This is a genomic window from Flavobacterium tibetense, assembly GCF_003293845.1.
In the GTDB taxonomy this organism is placed as follows: Bacteria; Bacteroidota; Bacteroidia; order Flavobacteriales; family Flavobacteriaceae; genus Flavobacterium; species Flavobacterium tibetense.
Map to the genome: position 1 here is coordinate 176,893 of NZ_QLST01000003.1, position 23,082 is coordinate 199,974.

Genomic DNA, 23,082 nt, shown 5'->3' on the forward strand with positions numbered 1-23,082 from the left:
TGTGCTGTCAACTGCGACTGTCAATTGTGACTAAAAATTACTTCGCAATATTTACTGCTCTAGTTTCTCTAATAACTGTAATTTTCACTTGTCCTGGATACGTCATTTCAGTTTGGATTTTTTGAGAAATTTCGAAAGATAAATTAGAAGCCATATCATCGCTCACTTTTTCACTTTCAACAATTACACGCAATTCTCTACCTGCTTGAATAGCATAAGCATTTTTAACTCCGTTAAATCCGAAAGCGATATCTTCTAAGTCTTTCAAACGTTGGATATAAGAATCTAATACTTGACGTCTTGCGCCTGGTCTTGCACCTGAAATAGCATCACAAACTTGAATAATTGGCGAAATCAAAGATTTCATTTCAATTTCGTCGTGGTGTGCTCCAATAGCATTACAAACTTCTTCTTTTTCTCCGTATTTCTCCGCCCATTGCATCCCTAAAATAGCGTGCGGTAATTCACTTTCAGTATCTGGTACTTTACCGATATCATGTAATAATCCAGCACGTTTGGCTAGTTTTACATTTAATCCAAGTTCCGCTGCCATGATTCCACATAAATTAGCAACTTCTCTAGAGTGTTGCAATAAGTTTTGTCCGTAAGACGAACGGTATTTCATACGACCCACGATTTTAATTAATTCAGGATGTAATCCATGAATTCCTAAATCGATTACGGTACGTTTACCTACTTCAATAATTTCTTCTTCAATTTGTTTCGCTGTTTTACCTACAACTTCTTCAATACGTGCTGGGTGAATTCTACCATCAGTCACTAATTTATGTAAGGCCAAACGAGCAATTTCTCTTCTAACTGGATCAAAACAAGAAAGAATAATAGCTTCTGGTGTGTCATCTACAATGATTTCTACTCCGGTTGCTGCTTCTAAAGCTCTAATGTTTCTTCCTTCTCTACCAATAATTCTACCTTTTACATCATCCGATTCAATGTTGAATACAGAAACGCAATTCTCAACCGCTTCCTCAGTTCCAACACGTTGAATAGTGTTGATGATGATTTTCTTCGCTTCTTGTTGAGCAGTCATTTTTGCTTCTTCCATTGCATTTTGAATGAAAGACATCGCGTTAGTTTTAGCTTCTGCTTTTAAACTTTCTACTAATTGTTCTTTAGCTTCATCGGCAGACAATCCAGAAATAACTTCTAGTTGTTCTACTTGGCTACGGTGTAAACGATCAATTTCTTGTTGTTTTTTATCTAGTAACTCTAAACGATTGTTGTAATCGGTGATTTTAGCTTCTGCATCATCAGCGGCTTTTTTCGCCTTAGCTAGCTCACTAGAAACTTGAGATTCTTTGTCGCGTGTTCTTTTTTCAGCTTCAGCTATTTTTTTATCACGAGATAAAATAACTTGTTCGTGTTCTGTTTTTAATTCTAAGAATTTTTCTTTTGCTTGAAGAATTTTATCTTTTTTAATTGCTTCTGCTTCTGTTTTAGCGTCTTTTAAAATAGAACTTGCCTCTTTTTTTGCGTTCTTAATTAAGTTAGAAACATTGCTTTTTTCTAAAAATTTAGCAATTCCAAACCCAAGACCTAAACCAACAATAATTCCAATTATAATGCTTACTATTTCCATGTTTTGTTAAAGTGTTTATATAAAAAAAGCCTACATTAGATTGTTGTATAAACTCGTGATGACAAGTTTTGAGTTAACTCACATTTCAAGCTTCCCACTTAAGGGCTTGCTATAGCTGCGAAGATTCACTCATTTTAATTTGTTAGTGTTGAGTTTATCAAATATATACTAATGTAGGCAGTATCTTTGTTTTTGTGTAAGAACGTATTTATTTTGAGAGTAACTCACTCAATTTTTTATCCAAACTTTGCAAACGAGTCATCGCATTTTGTATTTCTTGCGAATTGTCAATTTGTTTTTGTTCAGCTTGAGAAGCAAATTGTAAAGCACACATGGCTAAAACATCTTGTTTATCTCTTACAGCATAGTTTTGCTCAAATTGCGCAATCATAGTATCTATCTTTTTAGAGGCTGTTCGAAGCGCTTCTTCTTGTGTTCCTTCAACGGTTAAAGGATAAACACGGTCTGCAATAGATATTTTAATTTTCAATTTATCACTCATAAGCTTTCTTAATCAGAAAGTTGGGCTATGCAATAATCGATTTCTCGAATTAATGAATTTATTTTGAGTTTTGTTTCTCGTTTATTTTCGTCACTGCCTAATAGCGAATTGACCATTTTTAGATTGTCTAATTGACTTTGCAGTTGGGCAATTTCTTTGTTTTGCTTGGCTGCTACAACCGCCGATTTATCTAGCAATTGCTGCAATTCTTGATTCTTTTTTTCTAACTGAACCAATTTTTGGTTGAGCTTGAAAAATTTAACTTCAAGAGAATCAATTAATTCAGACAATCCGTTCATTAAGGATACAATTCAATTCTATTTCTACAAATTTAGCATTAGTATTCAATTAACACAATACTTTTTGGTTTTTTTTAATGAAAACTTTTATTTTTTTGTAATATTTTGGTTTTAAGTTAGTTATAAAATGGTGTGATTCTTGTTGTATAACTCTAATAAATTTTAGTATTTTAGCCTAAATGCACAATTATGAAGTTAGTATTTTTTATCGCCTTATTTTCTTGTTTGAGTTTTGGACAGCAATATCCAAAAGATTTTATTTCTCCGTTAGACATTCCGTTGGATGTTTCGGGTTCGTTTGGTGAATTAAGAAGCAATCATTTTCATTCGGGTTTGGATTTAAAAACCCAACAAAAAGAAGGTTTGCCAGTTTATGCTGTTGGTGATGGCTATATTTCTCGAATTAAAATTTCTACATACGGTTATGGAAAAGCAATTTATATTACGCATCCAAACGGTTATACCACGGTTTATGGACATTTGCAAAAAGCGAATGGTGCTATTGAAAACTATATCAAAAAAACACATTACGCCCAAAAATCATTTGAAATTGAACTGTTTTTAAAACCTGATGAATTGCCAGTAAAACAAGGTGAAGTAATCGCTTTTTCTGGAAATTCGGGTGGAAGTGGTGGCCCTCATTTGCATTTTGAATTCCGTGAAACTACTTCTGAAAAAACTGTAAATCCTTTGTTTTTTGGTTTTAATAAATTGGTAGAAGATAAACATGCTCCAGTAGTACAAAGTGTTATGGTGTATCCAATGGATTCTACTATCGTAAATAAATCACAAAGACCTATTCCTGTTTCTATTAACAAACAATCTGACGGTTCTTTTTTGGCAGCAAAAGTCATTGCTAATGGGAAAATTGGTTTTGGAATCAATGCATTCGATTATTGCACCAATTTGTACAATAAAAACGGTTTGTATAAAATCAATGCATATTTAAATGGTATTTTGTATTACCAGTTTGAAATCGAAAAATTCGCTTTTGATGAATCACGTTATATTAACAATTTCATTGATTACGAACATTTTAAAAGCAGCAATCAAAGAATTCAAAAATTGTTTCATCATTCGCCTTATCCGTTGTCGGTTTTAAAAGCTAATAAGAACAACGGAATCATCTATACGCAACCGAATACCAATTACAATTTTCGAATTGAACTATTTGATTTTCATGAAAATAAGACGGTTATCAATATTCCAATTGAATTTGGTGTACAACCAGTTTCTTTAACCAAAAAGGAGCAAAAAACACCGTATTTTTTAAAAGCAAAAAACGAACATAATTATTCCAAAGACAACATTTCGGTTTACATTCCCGAAAATACGTTTTACGATGATTTTTATTTGGATTTTGATGTAAAAGACAATGTGTTAACCTTGCATAACTCATCGGTTCCTGTTCATAAAAATATGACGATTACATTTGATAATGTACAAGGATTAACCGAAGAGCAATTGCAAAAATCGTTTATTGCTTCCGTTTCTGGACCTAGTTTGAGTTACAATAAATCCACAAGAAAAGGAACAATTTTTAAAGCGTATACCAAAAATTTAGGCAAATTTAAAATTGCCCAAGATTCGATACCGCCACGAATTTATAATGTGAATTTTGTAGAAGGTAAAAACCTGAAAAACCAATCCACATTGAGCGTTTTTATTTCGGATAATCTTTCTGGAATTAATTCATACAACGCTTATTTGAATGGTGAATGGATTTTAATGGAATACGATTACAAAACGAAAAAACTGGTACACCAACTTTCCGATGGAAAATTTAAAGAAGGAAGAAATGATTTTAAAGTAATTGTGGTAGATAATATGCAAAATTCTACTACCTTTGAATCTCATTTTTTTATGAATAATTAAAATTCAACGTTTGAAACAGCTATTTTTATTGTGGTTTTTTGCTGCATTTGGTTTTTCTTCACTGGCGCAAACCGCTCGAGTGAAAGGAGTAATTTTAGATGAATTTAATTTACCAATTGAAAATGTAACCGTAAAAGTAGGTGATAAGGGAACTGTTACCAATGCCAATGGTTTTTATTTTTTAGAAATTTCTGCGAATACAAAAGTAACCCTTACTTTTTCGCACGTTTCATTTAAGAAAACAACTGTTGAAATTACATTAAAACCCAATGAAGACTACGAATTGAACCCTGTTTTAAGTTCGAAAGTAGAGCAAATTGGCGAAGTGACCGTAACGGGAGCCAATAAAAAACGAGTAGAAGGAATAACTACAATTGATCCAGTAATAATAAGAAGAATTCCCGGTGCTAATGCTGGAATTGAAAATATCATCAAAACATTACCGGGAGTTTATTCTAATAATGAATTAAGTACTTCATACGCCGTTCGTGGTGGAAATTACGATGATAATTTGGTCTACGTGAACGAAATTGAAGTCTATCGTCCGTTTTTAATTCGTTCGGGGCAACAAGAAGGGTTGAGTTTTACCAATACCGATATGGTTGAAGCGGTTGATTTCTCAGCTGGAGGTTTTCAATCTAAGTATGGCGATAAAATGGCATCCGTGTTAGATATCACGTATCGTAATCCAACCAAATTTAAAGCGGGATTAGAAGCCAGTTTATTGGGCGGAAGTTTAACCGTTGAAGGCGTTTCTAAAAATCAAAAATGGAATAATATTACTGGTGTTCGTTACCGCGATAACAGTTTGTTAGTAAATAGTCAAGAAACCGAAACTAATTTCAGACCCACGTTTTTTGATGTACAATCCATGGTGAATTTCAATGCTTCGGCGAAATGGCAATTTAGTTTTTTGGGAAATATTTCGCAAAATCGCTACAATTATCAGCCTTTAACCAGACAAACGAATTTTGGAACTATCGATGAGCCCATTGCTTTATTGGTTTTTTACGAAGGACAAGAAAATGATGAATATTTAACGATGTTTGGTGCTGGAAAAGCGGTTTATCAATACAACGAAAAAAACAAATTGAAGTTTATTGCTTCAGGGTATCATACGCAAGAACAAGAACATTACGACATTTTAGCCCAATATCGTTTGGGAGAAGTAGATTCAAATATTGGTTCAGAGACTTTTGGAGATGTTTTTTTTACGCGTGGTGTTGGTTCGCAATTGAATCATGCTAGAAACAATTTAGATGCGCTAATTTTCAATGCTGAAGTGAAAGGTTTTCATGAAGTAAGCGAAAAATCGCAAGTAGAATGGGGAATCAAATATACCAGAGAAGATATTAGAGATAGAATAGTGGAGTGGGAAGTTATTGACTCTGCTGGATTTTCCTTACCAAATCCTGAATTAGACTATATTAATGACCAACCATACAATCCATACACAGGACCACTGGCTCCTTTTCAAAGTGTTCGTGCTACAAATTTTACGGTGATTAATCGTTTTTCGGGTTATGCACAATGGAATTACAGAGGAAAAATTGGTTCGCATCAATATTGGTTAAATGCTGGAATTCGCGGTCATCAATGGCAAGTTTTAGATCGAAATGAGAATGGAAAAAGTCAGGTTGTTTTTTCACCAAGAACCCAATTTGCATTAAAACCGAATTGGCAAAAAGATATGGTGTTTCGATTTTCGCTTGGAATGTATCACCAACCGCCATTTTACAGAGAATTACGTGGTAACGACGGAATTGTAAATCCGAATGTGAAAGCACAGCAATCGGTACATTTGGTATTGAGTAATGATTACAGTTTCAAATTGTGGGATAGACCGTTTAAGTTGATTTCGGAAGCGTATTACAAACATTTTACCGATGTGAATAAGTATACGATTGATAATGTTAGAATTCGATACCAAGCCAATAACGATGCAGAAGCTTACGCTTATGGTTTCGATGCTAGATTAAACGGTGAATTTGTTCCTGGAACAGAATCATGGTTTAGTTTTGGGTATTTAAAAACAGAAGAAAATCAAGATGGTAAAGGTTTTATCGCTCGTCCAACAGACCAACGATTGAAATTTGGTATCCTATTTCAAGATTATATGCCGAATATTCCAAACGTGAAATTGTATTTGAATTTGGTTTACAATACCGGACTTCCTGGTGGTTCGCCAGCTTATGCTGATCCTTATGAGTATCAATTGCGTTTGAACGATTACCGTAGAGCCGATGCTGGTTTTTCGTATATTTTCAAAGACGAATCGTTAACTTCTTCCAAAAAATGGTTGCAACCGTTTAGCGAATTTTCATTGGGATTTGAAATTTTTAACTTGTTCAACAATCAAAATGCGATTACCAATACTTGGGTTAGAGATGTGTATACCAAAACCCAATACGGCATTCCCAATTATATGACCACGCGAGTTTTTAACTTGAAATTAATTGCACGATTATAAATCAAAGGAAGTTTTTTAAAAATTTAGTATATTTGACTATAAATTCACTCGGTATGAAAATATTTGCACGATATATAGGTTTAGTTGCTTTTGTAGTTTTGGTAGCTTGTAAACAAGAAAAAGAGACACCAAAAGTGATTTACGAAGAGCCAAAAACCAATAATAGTTCGCGAGCAATTGATACAACATCTATAAAAATTGCGGATTTGCCTATCCACATGGAAGGAACCAAATATTTGATTCATCCTGTTGGTGATGTTCGTGTGTATGACGACTTTAGTAAAGTTTACGGTTCAAGTAAAACGAATACAGTAAGTTATGCTATTTCCAATTACAACCGATTTGAAATTACAGGTTATTTTGAAAATTTGAAATTTCAACATCTAGATTCTACTAATGTAAAATCTTTAACTGATGAGAAAATTCAAATTCAAACCGTAACGTATTTGGATAGAATTGCAGCCAATACCAAAAGACAAATTTTAGTTTACAGCGTGGTTGATAAAGACACCAATAAGGATAATAAAATTGATCAAAAAGACATCAAATCCTTGTATATAAGCAATATTGATGGCTCAAATTTCACTAAATTAACCGAAGATTACTTAGAATTTATCGATTGGAATATCATTGAAGCTAAAAATAGATTGTATTTTCGTTGTATTGAAGATATCAACAAAAACGGCGCTTTTGATAAAAACGATAAAGTGCATTACCATTATGTGAATTTATTAGACGCAGAATGGAAAGTAGAAACTTATATGCCGATTTAGTTTAGTTTCATTGATATGAAAATCTTTTTAATGAAAATTTTATACTTTTTGCTGTTTTTGATTATTATATCTTGTAAAGGTGAAGATAGAATTGAAAGTGAAACTTATGATAGATTAAGTAATGAAGGTTTGTATAGGAGAGAATATTTAAAATTACACTATACTGATTCTTCTGTAGATTATGAGATTTATGTTTCAAAAGATAATGATACAATTTCGAATCAATACAGAAAATATAAAAATGGGGTTTTAGATTCTTTAAATAGCGTATTTTACAATTTAAAAATAACTAAAACAAACAAACCTAACATCTATAAAGGGACTATAACGCTTTATTCAAAATACAAGAATTTAAAATTAGATGAAAATAATCAAAGAGAGTTTGAATTTGGATATTGTATTCAAACTAAAGACAGTATTGATATTGTTTATTTGAATTCTAAATCAGAAACTACTTTTGAGTTTGAGTTTGAAAACTATTATAATAACAAACTTCAAGGTGTTTTATACCAATTAGTCCAAAGAGATACCATAGTAAACAATGAAGAAATGGTTAACATAAACACAATTAATATCCTAGTCGATAATGATACTATAACTGATAATTTGTTTTTGAAATCTTATGATCTTATTAAAGAAAAAAAGTTTTCATTTGATAAGAAAGCTTTTAAAAAAATTAATTCAAATTAAAGTAAATCATTTTTCAACATAAATAAGTTTTAGAATAAATTTGCGACTTGGCGTCTTTGCGAGCAAAAAAATCCGTTTAATCTGTGTTCCAACTCTAAATCAAAATATCACTCTCTAAATCCGATTTTTCAATCGTAATGTCATAGCCTAATTTCTTCACCAATTCAATAACCAAGTTTTTATACCAGTTTTCACTTTTGGGGTGAATGTAGATTTTTTCAATTAGTAAACTTAAATCCACGTCAATTTTTAGTCCGTTATCAATTTTTAAGTTATTGGAAGTAACATCGGAAATGATACGAACTTCTCTTTCATACTGAAAACTTTTACGCTTAAACAAAAACGGGAAAAATGTATCATCAAACGGAATGTATTCTTTTTTGTAATCAATGTATTTCACTTCGCCAATATATTGTTCCACTTTTTTCTCGGGATACAAGGCTTCTTTTAGTTTGCCAATCGTGGTTTGAATAGCCAAACCTTCCGTGTTTTGAGTAAAAATCTGCCACATGGCAAACGATTCGTATTCGTTTATATGCCAACTACTTATCACCACTTTCTCCCGATGTGATTTGTAATAGTCCAAAAATTTCGGATTATTAGCAGCAATCTTCTTGATTTCTTCGAATGTTGGTTCCGAAAACGTACCTTCGTATTGGTCTTCAAACTTATCCGAGCGCGACATAAACAATTGCCTCGATAAAAGCATATCAAGAAATTTAGACAAATCCAAATACTTCCAAACAATAGTGTTAGGATCTTCAGGAAGTGTGATATTTGAGTTGTTTATGTACATTTATAAAATTCCAATATTTTAAATTCCAAATTCCAAATTCCAAAATTAGTCGCAGTCGCAGTTTTCAGTCGCAGTAAAAATCAGTAAAAATCCGCTTTTCGTTAAAGCGAATCAGTTTCATACGCGTGCCAAAAAAAATCTTAATTTCAAGTTTTAAATCTTAGATGAACTCATTCTATAAAGATAATCAACTTCAAAAAACTTATCTGACTTTTATGTTTAAAAAATTAAAAATATTAGGTCTTAGCGAGTAAAAAATATCCGTTTAAATCAGCGCTGCGAAGCATCAGTTTCATCCGCGTGCTAATTACTCGAAACTCTGCATCATCACCAATTTTGAATACGTTCCGTTTTTAGCTAGTAATTCGTCATGGGTTCCTTGTTCTACGATTTCGCCTTTTTGCATGACTACAATTTTATCTGCTTTTTGAATCGTTGACAAACGGTGAGCAATTACGATAGATGTTCTATTTTGCATCATGTTTTCTAAAGCCACTTGAACGAATTTTTCACTTTCCGTATCCAAGGCAGAAGTTGCTTCATCCAAAATCATTATTGGTGGATTTTTCAAAACGGCTCTCGCAATTGATAAACGTTGTTTTTGTCCACCCGAAAGTTTTCCGCCGGCATCACCAATATTGGTTTCAATTCCGTTAGGTAAATCTTTTACGAATTCGTAAGCATTGGCTACTTTTAAAGCTGCGATTATTTCTTCATCAGTTGCATTTTGTTTTCCTAAAAGTATATTGTTTTTTATTGTATCATTGAATAAAATCGAATCTTGAGTAACTAACCCCATTAAGTTTCTTAATGAATGCATGTCCCAATCACGAACATCAACACCGTCAATTTTGATGCTTCCTTCGTTAACATCATAAAAACGCGTCAATAGATTGGCTATCGTACTTTTTCCTGATCCTGATTGACCTACCAAAGCTATTGTTTTTCCTTTTGGAACTTCTAATGAGAAATTCTTCAAAACATTTTCGTTTCCGTATCTGAAATTGATGTTTTCAATAGTAATTTTGTTTTCAAATGTTTCTTTTTGGAATGGATTTTCTTTATTGACGATAGCGTTTTCCACTTCCAAAATTTCAAAAACACGCTCAGCAGCTGCTAAACCATTTTTTACTGCATAAGAAGCTTTGGAAATAGCTTTTGCTGGAGTTAAAATGTTATAAGCCAAACCTAAATAAACAATAAATAACGCACCATTTAAGGTTTTGTCTACTAAAACCAAGTTTCCACCGTACCAAAGTAAAACAGCAATAGTGACAATTCCCATAAATTCACTCATAGGTGAAGCTAAATTGTTTTTCTTTCCAATACTGTTGTTTAGTCGTAAAAGTCTGTCGATGGAAGCATTAAAAGTCTTTTTGAAGTAACTTTCTGCGTTATAACTTTTTACCACTTTTAAACCGCTCAAACTTTCTTCTACTATGGAGATAAGTTGCCCGTTTTCTTTTTGAGCATTTCTTGATTTTGCTTTTAAACTTTTGCCAATTTTAGAAATGATAAATCCAGATATTGGAATAAAAATAAAAACAAAAACGGTCAACTCTAAACTAATTTTCATCATGGCAACAATTGCAAAAACAATAGTTAATGGTTCTTTTACAATAAGTTCCAAAACCATGAAGAATGAATTCTGTACTTCATTAACATCGCCAAGCATTCTAGCCATTACATCACCTTTTCTTTTTTCTGAATAATAAGAAATGGGTAAATCAACAATTTTAGCATACATTTTTTCACGTAAATCACGAAGTACTCCGTTTTTAACTTTGGTTAAATGTTGGGATGCCAAATAATTGAAAAGGTTTTTAAACAAGAAAGTTGAAATTACTAAAGCAACTGTAAGTAGTAATGCATATTGCGTACCATTTTCTTCCGATAATTTAGTAATGTAATATTGTAAGTAATTTTTTCCGTACGAAGCTATTTCCCAAATACCATTGTATTTTGGTAATTCAGTTACTTTTTCATTCATTTTGAAAAGTACTTCCATCAAAGGGAATAATGCCACAAATGAAAGTGTGCTAAATAATGCATAAAGAACATTAAAAGTGATATTCCAAAAGATATGACCTTTAAACTTTTTTGCAAACGGAATTATTTTCTTTAAATTTTCGTCCATTTAATTTAGTTTCATTGCTGAGATAATTGCAGCAATTTTGTTATCTAATGCTTTTTCTACTTTTTCAGCGTTTTTGATGTTGTCTAAATGACTATTCACGCTGAAATAGAATTTAATTTTTGGTTCCGTTCCGCTTGGTCTGGCACAAATTTTACTTCCATCTTCTAAATAGTAAATTAGTACGTTTGATTTTGGAATATTAATTTCAAATTCTTCGTTGTTCATAAAATCTTTTCCTTTCGAACTTTGGTAATCTTCAATGCAAACTACGCGCTGTCCGTTAATTTCCTTCATTGGATTTTCGCGTAAATCAACCATCATTTGCTTGATTTCATTGGAACCTTCCTTTCCTTTTTTGGTAATTGAAATCAAATGCTCTTTGTATAGTCCAAAATCTATGTATAAATTTAATAATTCTTGGTACAACGAACTTCCCGAAGCTTTTGCCTGAGCAGCAATTTCACTTACCAATAAAATAGCAGCAACGGCATCCTTATCACGTACGGCATCGCCCACCATGTAACCAAAACTTTCTTCGCCGCCGCCAATAAATTTTTGATTCGGAAAATCTTTAATGAATTTTGCAATCCATTTAAAACCAGTTAACCCAACTTTACATTCTACGCCGTAAGCAGCTGCTAATTCCATCATCATTGGAGTAGAAACAATAGTAGAACCAATGAATTCGTTTCCTTGAAATTTGTCTGCACGTTTCCATTGTTCTAACAAGAAAGTCGTCATGATAACCATGGTTTGGTTTCCGTTTAGTAATTTGATTTTTCCATCTAAATCACGAACAGCAACACCAAGTCGATCACCATCAGGGTCAGTTCCAATAACAATGTCAGCATTTGTTTCTTCTGCAATTGCAATTGCCATTGACAAGGCTTCTGGTTCTTCTGGATTTGGAGATTTTACTGTTGGGAAATTACCATCAGGAATGGCTTGCTCAGCAACAACGTGTACATTGGAATAACCAGCTTTCGCTAAAGTATCAGGAACTAATGTAATTGATGTTCCGTGTAAAGAAGTAAAAACAATTTTTAAATTTTCTTTAGCTTGTTGAGGGGTATTAAAACTTGCATTTTCAATTGAAGAACTAATAAACGCCTCGTCAATTTCTTTATCGATGTATTGAATTAAATTCTCGTTTGCCTCAAAAGAGATAGCATTGTATTGTAATTCTTCAATTATCGTTATAATTTCGGCATCTTGAGGTGGTACTAATTGTCCGCCATCTTGCCAATATACTTTGTATCCGTTATATTCTGGTGGATTGTGAGAAGCGGTTAATACAATTCCAGCATGACAATTCAAATAACGAACAGCGAAAGATAACTCTGGTGTTGGACGCATATCTGAAAATAAATACACTTGAATTCCGTTTGCCGAAAACACATCTGCAACTACTTTTGCCAATGTGTCACTATTATGGCGACAATCGTAAGCAATAGCCACTTTTAATTGTTCATTTGGAAACGATTTATGTAAATAATCCGATAGACCTTGTGTGTTTTTACCCAAAGTGTATTTGTTGATGCGATTGGTTCCAACGCCCATTATTCCACGCATACCGCCCGTTCCAAACTCCAGATTTTTATAAAAACTATCTTCGAGTTCTTTTGGAGCTGAAGTCATCATTGCTGTGATAGCTTCTTGAGTGGCTTCGTCAAATGTTGGGGTTAACCATTCATTTACTTTGTTTAAAATATTTTGTTCGATATGCATTTTTAATTTTGATAATTTTAAAAATCTTAAAGCGATTTTTTAATTCATTATTTTGGTATCACAAATTGTGATAGCAGTTTAAAACTAAAATTCTTCAGAAATCTTGTAACGTTCTTCGTTGTTTTTGGTTCTTAGGATAATTTCACCTAAAAATCCGGCTAAGAACAATTGTGTTCCAATAATCATGGTGGTTAGTGCAATGAAAAACCAAGGATTATTAGTTACTAAAATTGTAGGTTCGTTGTGATACAATTTCCAAAGTTTCATTACGCCTATACTTCCAGCTGAAATAAAACCTATTAAAAACATAATGACACCAAGTGCTCCAAACAAGTGCATGGGGCGTTTTCCAAATTTAGATAAGAACCAAATGGTGATTAAATCTAAAAAACCATTGATAAAACGTTCCATTCCAAATTTTGTTGCGCCATATTTTCTAGCTTGATGAATTACGACTTTTTCGCCTATTTTGCTAAATCCAGCATTTTTAGCTAAAACTGGAATGTAGCGATGCATTTCACCTGAAACCTCAATATTTTTGATTACTGTATTTTTATAAGCTTTCAGTCCGCAATTGAAATCGTGCAGTTGAACGCCAGAAGTTTTTCTAGCAGCCCAATTGAATAATTTCGAAGGAATGTTTTTAGCTACAACTGAATCGTAACGCTTTTTCTTCCAACCCGAAATTAAATCGTAGTTGTCTTCCATAATCAATCGATACAATTCTGGAATTTCATCTGGACTATCTTGTAAATCAGCATCCATAGTAATGATTACATCACCTTGTGCTTTGGCAAAACCTGCATGTAAGGCTTGTGATTTGCCATAATTTCTTAAAAAGCGAATGCCTTTCACACTCGGATTCGTTTGTGATAGGTTTTGTATGATGTGCCAAGAATCATCCGTACTGCCATCATCAATGAAAAGGATTTCGTATGAAAATTTGTTTTTATTCATTACAGAAACCAACCAATCATGTAGCTCAGGCAACGATTCTTGTTCGTTTAATAACGGAATGATTATGGATAAATTCATTTGTTAGAATTGGTCTTTTGATTTATTTTTGAATATAGCAGCTAGAATTAAATTGAAAAACGAACTGAATAAAATGGAGAAAACACCGCTTTTTCCTAAGTTAATTATTGAAAAATTGTCGTTTTCTGCAAGTTCTTTAATTTCATTAGTTTCTCTACCCATAATTTTAAATAATTCAACCATTGATGAATTCATAAAGTCATTTAATTCAGGTTTAAATTCAGCTACTATAAAATTATAAAAGACAAAATTAAAAAGTATGGATATTAAAATACCTAAAGTTGTAGAAATTAATAATGCTGTAAATACTTCTTTTAAAGAAATTATATTGTTAAATTCTTTTTTAATAACGCTGCTTTGATAAATCCTAATAATCCAATAAACCAAACCAATTACTAAACCAACTACAGGCATTTTATAAATCGCTAATCCACCTAAATATTTAATTACTTCAAATACTATGGCTAAAAGTCCTATAATAATACCAAATTTAATTCCGTTTTTCTTAATAATTTCGTTCATAGTAGTCTAGTTTAATTAATTTACAAATATAACAATAATAAGGAATAGGACTATTAGTGAAAAAAAATAAAAAAAAGTTACACTGTTGCTTGTAATTTCAAAATTAAATGTAAATTTGCACTCTCAAAATAAAACGATTATAAACAAAAGGTTATAAAGCGTTTATACCTCCGAAGATTCGGAGCCGCGAAACAACTTTATAATTATTAATAAAAAAGATTTACAAGATGAAAAAAGGAATCCACCCAGAAAATTACAGATTAGTAGCTTTCAAAGACATGTCTAACGAAGACGTATTTATTACAAAATCTACAGTAGAAACTAAAGAAACTATCGAAGTTGATGGTGTTGAGTATCCTGTATTTAAAATGGAGATTTCTCGTACTTCTCACCCGTTTTATACTGGTAAATCTAAATTAATTGATACAGCAGGTCGTATCGATAAATTCAACAGCAAATACGCTAAAAAAGCAAAATAATTTATTGTTTTTTCAAAATAGAGAAAAGCTTCACTTACGTGAGGCTTTTTTTGTGGAAATAATTGTATTTTTGATTTCATAATTAAATGAAATTATTGATAAAATAGAGTACAGACAAGTCATTGACTTGTCTCAATAAATAAATATAAATATGAACTATATACTTTTTGACGGAACTGTTCGTAATGCATTACTTCCGTTTACTTTTACTCGTCCAGTAGCGGATATTCGTGTGGGGATTTTAACCATTCGTGAAAAATGGGAAAAATATTTAGGAAACACCACAACTACTTTAACAGAGGAATATTTAATGGGAAAATATCCTATGGTTGAAATGGAAGCCAATGTGATGATTAACGCCTCTTTTTTTCCTAATGCTATTTTGGTAGAAATGGTTACGAATTTGGAGAAAAATCAAGCTATTATTGCAGGTGAAGAAATTATTGCATTTTATACCAATGATACCCAAGAAGACATTGATTTTGATGCTTATGACTTGATTGATTATGAAGGTGATTTGCTTCGAATTGAAAATACTTGGGATATTTTTGCCAAAAATGATGTCGCTATTCGTGAAGATTTTGAATTGTTAACTGAAGACAGATTCTCTCAGCCTATTCCAAAAAGCGTCAACGTAATTGCACCAGAAAATATTTTTATTGAAGAAGGTGCAAAGCTAGAATTCGTAACTTTAAATGCATCAACGGGTCCAATTTACATCGGGAAAAATGCCGAAATCATGGAAGGTTCGGTTATTCGCGGGCCATTTGCTTTGTGTGAAGAAGCGCAAGTGAAATTGGCAACCAAAATTTATGGAGCAACAACTGTTGGTCCGCATTGTAGAGTAGGTGGCGAAGTGAATAATTCGGTATTATTTGGCTATTCCAATAAAGGTCACGACGGGTTTTTAGGGAATTCTGTTTTAGGCGAATGGTGTAATATTGGTGCTGATTCTAATAATTCCAATTTAAAAAACAACTACGAAGAAGTGCGTTTGTGGAGTTACGAAACTGAAGGATTTGCACGCACTAGTTTGCAATTCTGCGGATTGATGATGGGCGATCACAGCAAATGTGGTATCAATACGATGTTCAATACAGGGACTGTTGTTGGGGTTTCAGCCAATATTTTTGGATCTGGATTTCCAAGAAATTTTGTACCCAGTTTCTCTTGGGGTGGCGCTTCTGGATTCACTACGTATTTGACCAAAAAAGCCTTTGAAGTGGCTAAAGTTGTAATGAGTAGAAGAAATGTGGAATTTACGGAACAAGATGCAGCCATTTTAGAACACGTTTTTGAGGAAACTAAGAAATATAGAAAAGAGTAGTTTAAAATAGATGAATTTTAATAAAAAATCTACACTTTATGTTTTTTATTGTTCTGGATATTCAATTAATTCATCGTAGTTGATAGTTTTTATTAGCCTTATAAAAATGTCTTTCATTTCAAAGCATATACTCCAACTCGTAAATGAAAAATCTTCTTTATTGATAATTTTAACTGTATGATTCTTTTTAAAGATGAAAGTTGAATTGAAATATGTTTTTTCAAAATCATTATTGCAAATCCCATTTGAATGAATAATACAATTTCTATAGTCTGATATAAATTTTATAAATTCCAAATCTGTAGTTCTTATTTCTTTTGAATACTTATCTTTTGATAAATATCTGAATTTTTTATGCAGAGTTAATTTATCAAAAAGTTTTTCAATAATTTTTCCTTTTTGATTTTCATTGAAATCATTTTGATTTAAAAATTTAGATTCATCTTTTTTTATTTCTTGTATGACAAATTCATGAAATTTAGATTCTTCATAAATTTTATTAAAAATCAGATTTACACATGTTTCGAAAACAGCAAAACAACCTAATATTAAATTTTTTTCTAAGTTGTTGATGTATTTCTTCTTTAGAACTTCATTTTCTTTTATTGCAAACAATTTTCTGATATGATTATCAAGTAATTTTATTTCATTCTCATAGACATAAATTTTATAAATATTAACTGGATTATTAGTTTTGAAAAAAATAAATGTATTTAATCCCAAATAATATTCATCAATTACAGTTTGAAATAATCCAAAAAAGTCTTTTCTGGCATCATTATTTTTTAAATTTAGTTCTTTGGTTAAATATTCAGTTTCATTGGTTATATTTTCAATGTCTGATTTTAATTTATCTAATAATTCTCTATAAGTCATTGAGATAGTTTCTTCCAAAATTAAAATTTATTTTGATATACATTGGGTAATGTCTCTGATTTTATTGAAATAAAATATTAAATTTGCACTCTCAATTTTTTGACAACGATTTCATTAATTGAGTGAACTTATGGAAAACAAGAAAAAAGTCGCATTCTACACTTTAGGATGCAAATTGAACTTCTCAGAAACTTCTACTATTGCACGTGATTTTCAAAATGAAGGTTTTGAACGTGTTGGTTTCGAAGAAATTGCAGATATTTATGTAATCAATACCTGTTCGGTTACAGAAAATGCGGACAAACAATTTAAGCAAATTGTCAAAAAAGCAATGAAGTTGAACGATAAAGCGTTTGTTGCTGCCGTAGGTTGTTATGCCCAATTAAAACCAGAAGAATTAGCCGCAGTTGATGGAGTAGATTTGGTTTTAGGAGCAACCGAGAAATTCAAAATTACAGATTACATCAACGACTTGTCGAAAAACGACATGGGCGAAATACATTCTTGCGAAATTGAAGAAGCGGATTTTTACGTGGGAAGTTATTCTATTGGCGACAGAACTCGTGCTTTCTTAAAAGTGCAAGATGGTTGTGATTATAAATGTACGTATTGTACCATTCCATTGGCAAGAGGAATTTCTCGTAGTGATGCTCTGGAAAATGTATTGAAAAATGCTTCTGAAATTTCCCAACAAGGCATCAAAGAAATTGTTTTAACAGGTGTAAATATTGGAGATTACGGAAAAGGAGAATTCGGAAATAAAAAACACGAACATACTTTTTTAGATTTAGTAAAAGCATTAGATGAAGTGGAAGGTATCGAGCGTTTACGAATTTCTTCCATCGAACCTAATTTATTAAAGAACGAAACCATAGAATTTGTGTCCCAAAGTCGCACGTTTGTGCCGCATTTTCATATTCCATTGCAGTCAGGTTCTAACGATATCTTGAAGAAAATGAAGCGTCGTTATATGCGCGAATTGTATACAGAACGTGTTGGTAAAATTCGCGAAGTAATGCCTCATGCTTGTATTGGAGTAGATGTAATTGTTGGATTTCCAGGTGAAACAGATGAACATTTCTTAGAAACCTATCATTTTTTGAATGATTTGGATATTTCGTATTTGCACGTTTTCACCTATTCGGAAAGAGATAATACGGAAGCCGCAGCAATGGATGGAGTAGTGCCAATGAATGTGCGTTCGAAAAGAAGTAAAATGTTGCGCGGACTTTCCGTAAAGAAAAGAAGAGCGTTTTATGAAAGCCAGATTGGAACCAACAGAACCGTTTTATTTGAAGGCGAAAATAAAGAAGGCTATATTCACGGATTTACAGAAAATTATGTAAAAGTTAAAACGCCTTGGAATCCTGAATTAGTGAATACCTTACACGAAATTAATCTAACCAAAATTGACGAAGACGGAAGCGTGCGAATGGAATTTTTGAATGTAGAAGTCTAATTACTTTTCAAAAACAATTAATCGACCATCAATGTAAAAATTGCTGAAACCTATGTTTTTAGCAATCCATTCTATTGTTCTTGGTGTGTATAAAAAAACATGTGTTGGATCTTCTTTGTAGTACCAAGTGTCAAAATTTTTATCTTCCGAAAACAAATCTGTTTTGCAAAACAATTTTCCTTTTGGAAGTAACAATTGGTAGAGCTTTTCAAATTCTTTTTTTGGAAAGTAAAAATGTTCCATTACTTCGCAACAAGTGATGTAATTGTATTTGTCTTTTAAAACTTTTGGATTATTGGAAAAATAAGGGTCAAACTCAACGACATTGAAAGATTTATCTTTTAACATTTTAATGATTGCTGAGTTGGTTCCAGAACCGTAATCCAAACCTTTGTCTGAAGTAGTAAAATTTTCTAAAACGCCATTAACAATTGGAGAAACAAAATTTTGGTATCTGCTGTCATCAGGATTATTTACGTGAGTTTCGTAAACCTGTTTTTCGGTTGTAGCATCTACATAATTGGTTGGATCTAAAAAAATAGAAGCACAAGTAGAACAGTAAAAATATTTTCTATTTTTTTTGGTATAAAAGTGTTCAGCGTTTTCAGAACAAAGAGGGCATAACATGACTAGATTTTAATTCCCGGAGGCAACATTTGTTGAAATTTTCTGTTTTTTCTAAAGAAACTGATGAATTTAACATGAGTTGGGACTACCTTCAGTTTTCTTTCTTCGGCTATTTTTAAAACATTGAAAATGAATTCGGAATGTAATTCTTCGTCTTGATTTTCGTTACTACAAAACTTGGTTAAAAACAATTTTCGTTCTTGTATAGCGTATTCAATAGCTACTAAACCCGTTGTAGTTTGAATTTCAAATTGGCGAAGCAATTCATTGTCTTTAATTTCCATAATTTTTAATTTTATCACAAGGTTTTAAAAAGTAAATTTCTCAATCCTTAGTTTTACTGTTAAAAGCAGTACTATTCTACAAAGATAGTGATTTTTGAGTTTTTATACAATCCTTTTGTAATGTTTTGTTGCTGAAACCATTACTTATTGAGACGTTAAATCTTTTCAAAAAAATGGTTAATTTCTTTGAAATCAATAAAGAATTAAAGACCTTTAGAAAATAGAAAATAAAAGTGGTGTCAATGGCTAAAATTCCTGTTTATTTCATGCCTGGTTTGGCAGCAAGTAGTACTATTTTTGAATATATTACTTTACCGGAAGATCAATTTGAAATGGTGTTATTGGAATGGTTTCTTCCAGAAAATAAAGAAACTTTGCAGCAATATGCATTGCGAATGACAAAACAAATCAAACATGAAAATCCAGTTTTAATTGGCGTTTCGTTTGGTGGAATTTTGGTACAAGAAATGAGTACTTTGATTCCAACTCGGAAAACCATTATAATTTCTAGTGTGAAATCTAACAAGGAATTTCCAGCGCGTATGCTTTTGGCTAAGAAAACATTGGCATATAAATTGATACCTACAAGTTTGTTAGCCAACATTGAAACTTTGGTTCGTTATGCTTTTGGAGAGAATATAGTAGCTAAGCGAATCAAATTGTATGAAAAATATTTAAGTCTGCGTGAAAAAAGCTATTTGGATTGGTCAATAGAAAATGTAATTTCATGGTCGAGAACCAAGCCTGATGAAAAGGTTGTTCATATTCATGGCGATAAAGATGGTGTTTTTCCAATCGATAAAATCAAAAATTGTATCGTAATTAAAGGTGGAACACACATTATGATAATCAATAAATTTAAGTGGTTCAATGAAAATTTGCCCACAATAATAACCAATTAAAACCAATGAAAATGAAAAAGATTGCTGTGTTGTTAGGAGTCATTTTAGTAAGTGGTGTTTTTGTTTTTTCAACAACTTCCCCAAAGAAAGAAAGTATTCACGTATTGTATCCTAAGCAAATGAACTTTGCTGGAGAAGCAGTTCCCTATTATATTAATGATGTGCAAGAGCGTTTGGATAGGGAAATGATTACCAATTTAAATTACCATACCAATACTACTTTAGTTTTAAAACGTGCCAATAAAGTATTTCCAGTAATTGAACCGATTTTAAAACAATACGGAGTGCCAGATGATTTTAAATATTTAGCAGTTATTGAAAGTAGTTTAGTAAATGCAGTTTCTCCAGCGGGTGCACGAGGCGTTTGGCAATTTATGCCTGAAACGGCAAAAGAAAAAGGAATGGAAGTAACCGATCAGGTTGATGAAAGATATCACCTTGAAAAATCTACTGTTGCTGCTTGTAAATATTTATTGGAAGCTAAAAATAAATTCGGTAATTGGACATTAGCAGCTGCTTCTTACAATGGTGGAATGGCAGGAATTTCAAAACGTTTACAAGAGCAAGAAGTTGCTGATTTTTATGATTTATTGTTAACCGAAGAAACTTCAAGATATGTTTTCCGAATTTTAGCTTTGAAAGAAATCATGCAAAATCCAAGTAAATATGGTTTTGATATGCCAAAAGAAGTTTTGTACCAACCTATTCCAGTAAAGAAAATTGAAGTAGATTCTACTATAAATAATTTGGCTACTTTTGCTAAATCGCAAGGAATTAATTATAAAGTTTTAAAAATCCACAATCCGTGGTTGCGCGATAAAAAACTTATTAATAAAACGGGTAAAAAATACGAACTTGAAATTCCCATTTCAGGTTATTCAAAACCTTAACTCATGAAACCAATGACAACACAAGTAATTGTATCTCTAATTTTAATTGGATTATTAGCCGGAATATTAAGTGGATTAGTTGGTGTTGGTGGTGGTATTATTATGGTGCCGCTTTTGGTTTATTTATTAGGTTTTAACCAATTTCAAGCGCAAGGAACTAGTTTGGCTGTTTTAGCGGTTCCAGTTACGGCGATAGCTGCGTTTACGTATTACAAAGAAGGTCATTTGGATTGGCGATTTGCTTTGGTAATTGCTGTATGTTTTGTTGTTGGCGGATTTATTGGCAGCAAAATAGCCATTGGACTAGATCAAAAAATGTTAAAGAGAATTTTTGGTGTTATTTTATTGTTGATTGCGGGAAAAATGCTCTTTGGGAAATAAAAAAAGCACTATTTTCTAATTATTTTTAGCTTTTTAGGACGAAAGGCTAGACAACATTGAATTGGATATTAATTGACCGGTTTAAAATAATAAGAAAATATCTTAGCTGATTCCGAGTCTTGTTTAATTAAGCCTAGGGTTTCAATATTCACTAAATTTTGATAGTAAACAGTTAATTCAATTTTATAGATTATTGTTTCATTTGCCTTATTTATAATAACTCTCTCAGTTTCCACTCTGTTAATATCTAACTTATTTAATAATCCAGACTTTTTTAAATTTGCATTGAACAAATCTTTAAACTCTCTATTATTGATAGAATTGTCCAATTTTAAAAAGACACTTGTTGTATCACCGTTTGATACTTTTTCATATAAATCTTTTACAAAATTTTCTGCAGTTTCAATATCTTCAGGAGAATTTTTTACTATCTCTTTTCTTTCACATGAAGAAAAAAAGATTATCAAAAATAAATAAATTGCATATTTCATAATTGTCTTCTTAAATTCACTTCTGGTGTTTTAAACCCTTATCTCGTCCTTAAATAAATTTACAACTTCTTCATTTGTTCCTTCATCATCTTGATTTGGTCTTTCAACATGTTGTGTTTGTCTAATTTTTTAGCTTCGTTCAACAAATTGGTAGCTTCCATTTTTCTTCTTTTTGTCATAGCAATTCCAGCTAGTTGTAGTTTTGCTAATGCCAAATCTTGATCCATAGATAAACCTAATTCAATGGCTTTCTTGAAATATTTTTCAGCTTGTGTTAAATTGGTTTGAGAAACCATTAATCCGTTTAAATAATTGAAATAGCCTTGTTGCTTTCTTATTAATGCCGTTTCCGGATTTTTAATATAAGCCAACCATTTTTGAGCACCAGGAAAATCTTGCTTTCTTAGTTTAAGGAAAGCTAACAAAATAAATTCGTTTTTGAAATATAAGAAAATGAATATAGTAGAAAATAACAATAAAAAGATTCCATTCCCAATGTTGCTTTCTGTGAATTGATAAATTCCAAACGCTATAATTAAAGCGGCAATTACTAATTTAATATTTTTGTGAAACATAATAGGTTTGTTTTTTAGATGTTGCAAAGGTAACAAAATCAATTAAAAATATTTTTAAAAAAGTACTTGCGAATGAAAAAAGTCTTTGTATATTTGCACTCGGTTTTCGGGAGACCTTATAACCTAATGAGTTTAAAAAAAAGATTTTTATTTATAGATTTTAAAAAATACTAGCAATGAGTAAGAGAACGTTTCAACCATCAAAGAGAAAAAGAAGAAATAAGCACGGTTTCATGGATAGAATGGCTTCTGCTAATGGAAGAAAAGTGCTTGCTCGTAGAAGAGCTAAAGGAAGACATAAATTGACTGTTTCTTGCGAACCAAGACACAAAAAATAATGTTTATAGCGTAAACAATATTAAGC

Annotated in this window: 24 protein-coding genes; 11 read left to right on the forward strand and 13 right to left on the reverse strand. The window is 31.8% G+C overall.

Annotation, left to right across the window (positions count from 1 at the left end; translation table 11 throughout):
* Nucleotides 1-37: 37 nt before the first annotated feature.
* The 3 genes from rny to DPN68_RS03710 form a co-directional block, all read right to left on the reverse strand.
* Nucleotides 38-1,600, reverse strand: coding sequence for a ribonuclease Y (gene rny, locus DPN68_RS03700; protein ID WP_113988260.1), 1,563 nt, complete (start codon nt 1,598-1,600; stop codon nt 38-40).
* A 208-nt stretch (nt 1,601-1,808) separates the two neighbouring features.
* Nucleotides 1,809-2,102, reverse strand: coding sequence for a cell division protein ZapA (locus DPN68_RS03705; protein ID WP_113988261.1), 294 nt, complete (start codon nt 2,100-2,102; stop codon nt 1,809-1,811).
* An 8-nt stretch (nt 2,103-2,110) separates the two neighbouring features.
* Complete coding sequence (locus tag DPN68_RS03710) at nt 2,111-2,401, reverse strand: hypothetical protein (RefSeq protein WP_113988263.1); 291 nt, start codon at nt 2,399-2,401, stop codon at nt 2,111-2,113.
* 189 nt (nt 2,402-2,590) lie between these two features.
* Here DPN68_RS03710 and DPN68_RS03715 point away from each other — a divergent pair, with 189 nt between their 5' ends.
* From DPN68_RS03715 to DPN68_RS03730, 4 genes are read left to right on the forward strand one after another with little or no spacing between them, the layout of a single operon-like run.
* Nucleotides 2,591-4,276, forward strand: a complete 1,686-nt coding sequence (locus DPN68_RS03715) for a M23 family metallopeptidase (RefSeq protein ID WP_113988265.1) — start codon at nt 2,591-2,593, stop codon at nt 4,274-4,276.
* A gap of 10 nt (nt 4,277-4,286) precedes the next feature.
* The gene (locus DPN68_RS03720) at nt 4,287-6,746 is read left to right on the forward strand and encodes a TonB-dependent receptor (RefSeq protein ID WP_164496735.1); all 2,460 of its coding nucleotides are present in this window, start codon (nt 4,287-4,289) and stop codon (nt 6,744-6,746) included.
* A 53-nt stretch (nt 6,747-6,799) separates the two neighbouring features.
* On the forward strand, nt 6,800-7,519 hold the full coding sequence (locus DPN68_RS03725) for a hypothetical protein (protein ID WP_113988267.1): 720 nt from the start codon (nt 6,800-6,802) through the stop codon (nt 7,517-7,519).
* 30 nt (nt 7,520-7,549) lie between these two features.
* A complete protein-coding gene (locus DPN68_RS03730; RefSeq protein WP_113988269.1) occupies nt 7,550-8,209 on the forward strand; it encodes a hypothetical protein in 660 nt (219 codons plus the stop codon).
* Between the two features lie 94 nt (nt 8,210-8,303).
* Here the strand turns inward: DPN68_RS03730 and DPN68_RS03735 are convergent, their stop codons facing one another.
* The 5 genes from DPN68_RS03735 to DPN68_RS03755 form a co-directional block, all read right to left on the reverse strand.
* Nucleotides 8,304-9,005, reverse strand: coding sequence for a DUF2971 domain-containing protein (locus tag DPN68_RS03735; RefSeq protein WP_113988271.1), 702 nt, complete (start codon nt 9,003-9,005; stop codon nt 8,304-8,306).
* A gap of 307 nt (nt 9,006-9,312) precedes the next feature.
* A complete protein-coding gene (locus DPN68_RS03740) occupies nt 9,313-11,142 on the reverse strand; it encodes an ABC transporter ATP-binding protein (protein WP_113988273.1) in 1,830 nt (609 codons plus the stop codon).
* Complete coding sequence (locus tag DPN68_RS03745) at nt 11,143-12,870, reverse strand: phospho-sugar mutase (RefSeq protein ID WP_113988275.1); 1,728 nt, start codon at nt 12,868-12,870, stop codon at nt 11,143-11,145.
* Nucleotides 12,871-12,954: 84 nt separating this feature from the next.
* Nucleotides 12,955-13,905 carry a glycosyltransferase family 2 protein gene (locus DPN68_RS03750; protein WP_113988276.1) on the reverse strand — a complete coding sequence of 317 codons (951 nt, stop codon included), beginning with the start codon at nt 13,903-13,905 and terminating at the stop codon, nt 12,955-12,957.
* Nucleotides 13,906-13,908: 3 nt separating this feature from the next.
* Nucleotides 13,909-14,427: a DUF4199 domain-containing protein gene (locus DPN68_RS03755; RefSeq protein WP_113988278.1), complete on the reverse strand. Its 519-nt coding sequence runs from the start codon at nt 14,425-14,427 to the stop codon at nt 13,909-13,911.
* 227 nt (nt 14,428-14,654) lie between these two features.
* On the opposite strand from DPN68_RS03755, the gene DPN68_RS03760 reads away from it, so the two are divergent.
* Nucleotides 14,655-14,906, forward strand: a complete 252-nt coding sequence (locus tag DPN68_RS03760; protein WP_113988280.1) for a type B 50S ribosomal protein L31 — start codon at nt 14,655-14,657, stop codon at nt 14,904-14,906.
* Between the two features lie 151 nt (nt 14,907-15,057).
* Nucleotides 15,058-16,233 (forward strand): GlmU family protein, encoded by a 1,176-nt coding sequence (locus tag DPN68_RS03765; RefSeq protein ID WP_113988282.1) that lies wholly within the window; start codon nt 15,058-15,060, stop codon nt 16,231-16,233.
* 45 nt (nt 16,234-16,278) lie between these two features.
* Here DPN68_RS03765 and DPN68_RS03770 read toward each other — a convergent pair whose 3' ends face one another.
* The gene (locus DPN68_RS03770) at nt 16,279-17,127 is read right to left on the reverse strand and encodes a hypothetical protein (RefSeq protein WP_133256559.1); all 849 of its coding nucleotides are present in this window, start codon (nt 17,125-17,127) and stop codon (nt 16,279-16,281) included.
* Nucleotides 17,128-17,239: 112 nt separating this feature from the next.
* On the opposite strand from DPN68_RS03770, the gene mtaB reads away from it, so the two are divergent.
* Complete coding sequence (gene mtaB, locus DPN68_RS03775; RefSeq protein ID WP_113988354.1) at nt 17,240-18,568, forward strand: tRNA (N(6)-L-threonylcarbamoyladenosine(37)-C(2))-methylthiotransferase MtaB; 1,329 nt, start codon at nt 17,240-17,242, stop codon at nt 18,566-18,568.
* On the opposite strand, the gene DPN68_RS03780 is transcribed toward mtaB, so the two are convergent.
* A complete protein-coding gene (locus DPN68_RS03780; RefSeq protein WP_113988285.1) occupies nt 18,569-19,195 on the reverse strand; it encodes a class I SAM-dependent methyltransferase in 627 nt (208 codons plus the stop codon). It abuts the gene before it with no gap.
* A gap of 2 nt (nt 19,196-19,197) precedes the next feature.
* Nucleotides 19,198-19,479 (reverse strand): N-acetyltransferase, encoded by a 282-nt coding sequence (locus DPN68_RS03785; protein WP_113988287.1) that lies wholly within the window; start codon nt 19,477-19,479, stop codon nt 19,198-19,200.
* Between the two features lie 242 nt (nt 19,480-19,721).
* Here DPN68_RS03785 and DPN68_RS03790 point away from each other — a divergent pair, with 242 nt between their 5' ends.
* The 3 genes from DPN68_RS03790 to DPN68_RS03800 are packed head-to-tail and all read left to right on the forward strand — an operon-like array spanning nt 19,722 to nt 21,652.
* Nucleotides 19,722-20,381 (forward strand): alpha/beta hydrolase family protein, encoded by a 660-nt coding sequence (locus tag DPN68_RS03790; RefSeq protein ID WP_113988289.1) that lies wholly within the window; start codon nt 19,722-19,724, stop codon nt 20,379-20,381.
* Nucleotides 20,382-20,386: 5 nt separating this feature from the next.
* Nucleotides 20,387-21,271: a lytic transglycosylase domain-containing protein gene (locus tag DPN68_RS03795; protein WP_113988290.1), complete on the forward strand. Its 885-nt coding sequence runs from the start codon at nt 20,387-20,389 to the stop codon at nt 21,269-21,271.
* Between the two features lie 12 nt (nt 21,272-21,283).
* Nucleotides 21,284-21,652, forward strand: a complete 369-nt coding sequence (locus DPN68_RS03800; RefSeq protein ID WP_113988355.1) for a sulfite exporter TauE/SafE family protein — start codon at nt 21,284-21,286, stop codon at nt 21,650-21,652.
* Nucleotides 21,653-21,720: 68 nt separating this feature from the next.
* Here DPN68_RS03800 and DPN68_RS03805 read toward each other — a convergent pair whose 3' ends face one another.
* Nucleotides 21,721-22,143, reverse strand: a complete 423-nt coding sequence (locus DPN68_RS03805) for a hypothetical protein (protein ID WP_113988292.1) — start codon at nt 22,141-22,143, stop codon at nt 21,721-21,723.
* 59 nt (nt 22,144-22,202) lie between these two features.
* The gene (locus DPN68_RS03810) at nt 22,203-22,718 is read right to left on the reverse strand and encodes a DUF2892 domain-containing protein (protein WP_113988295.1); all 516 of its coding nucleotides are present in this window, start codon (nt 22,716-22,718) and stop codon (nt 22,203-22,205) included.
* A 176-nt stretch (nt 22,719-22,894) separates the two neighbouring features.
* Here DPN68_RS03810 and rpmH point away from each other — a divergent pair, with 176 nt between their 5' ends.
* Nucleotides 22,895-23,056 (forward strand): 50S ribosomal protein L34, encoded by a 162-nt coding sequence (gene rpmH, locus DPN68_RS03815; protein WP_007136275.1) that lies wholly within the window; start codon nt 22,895-22,897, stop codon nt 23,054-23,056.
* The last annotated feature ends 26 nt before the right edge of the window (nt 23,057-23,082 follow it).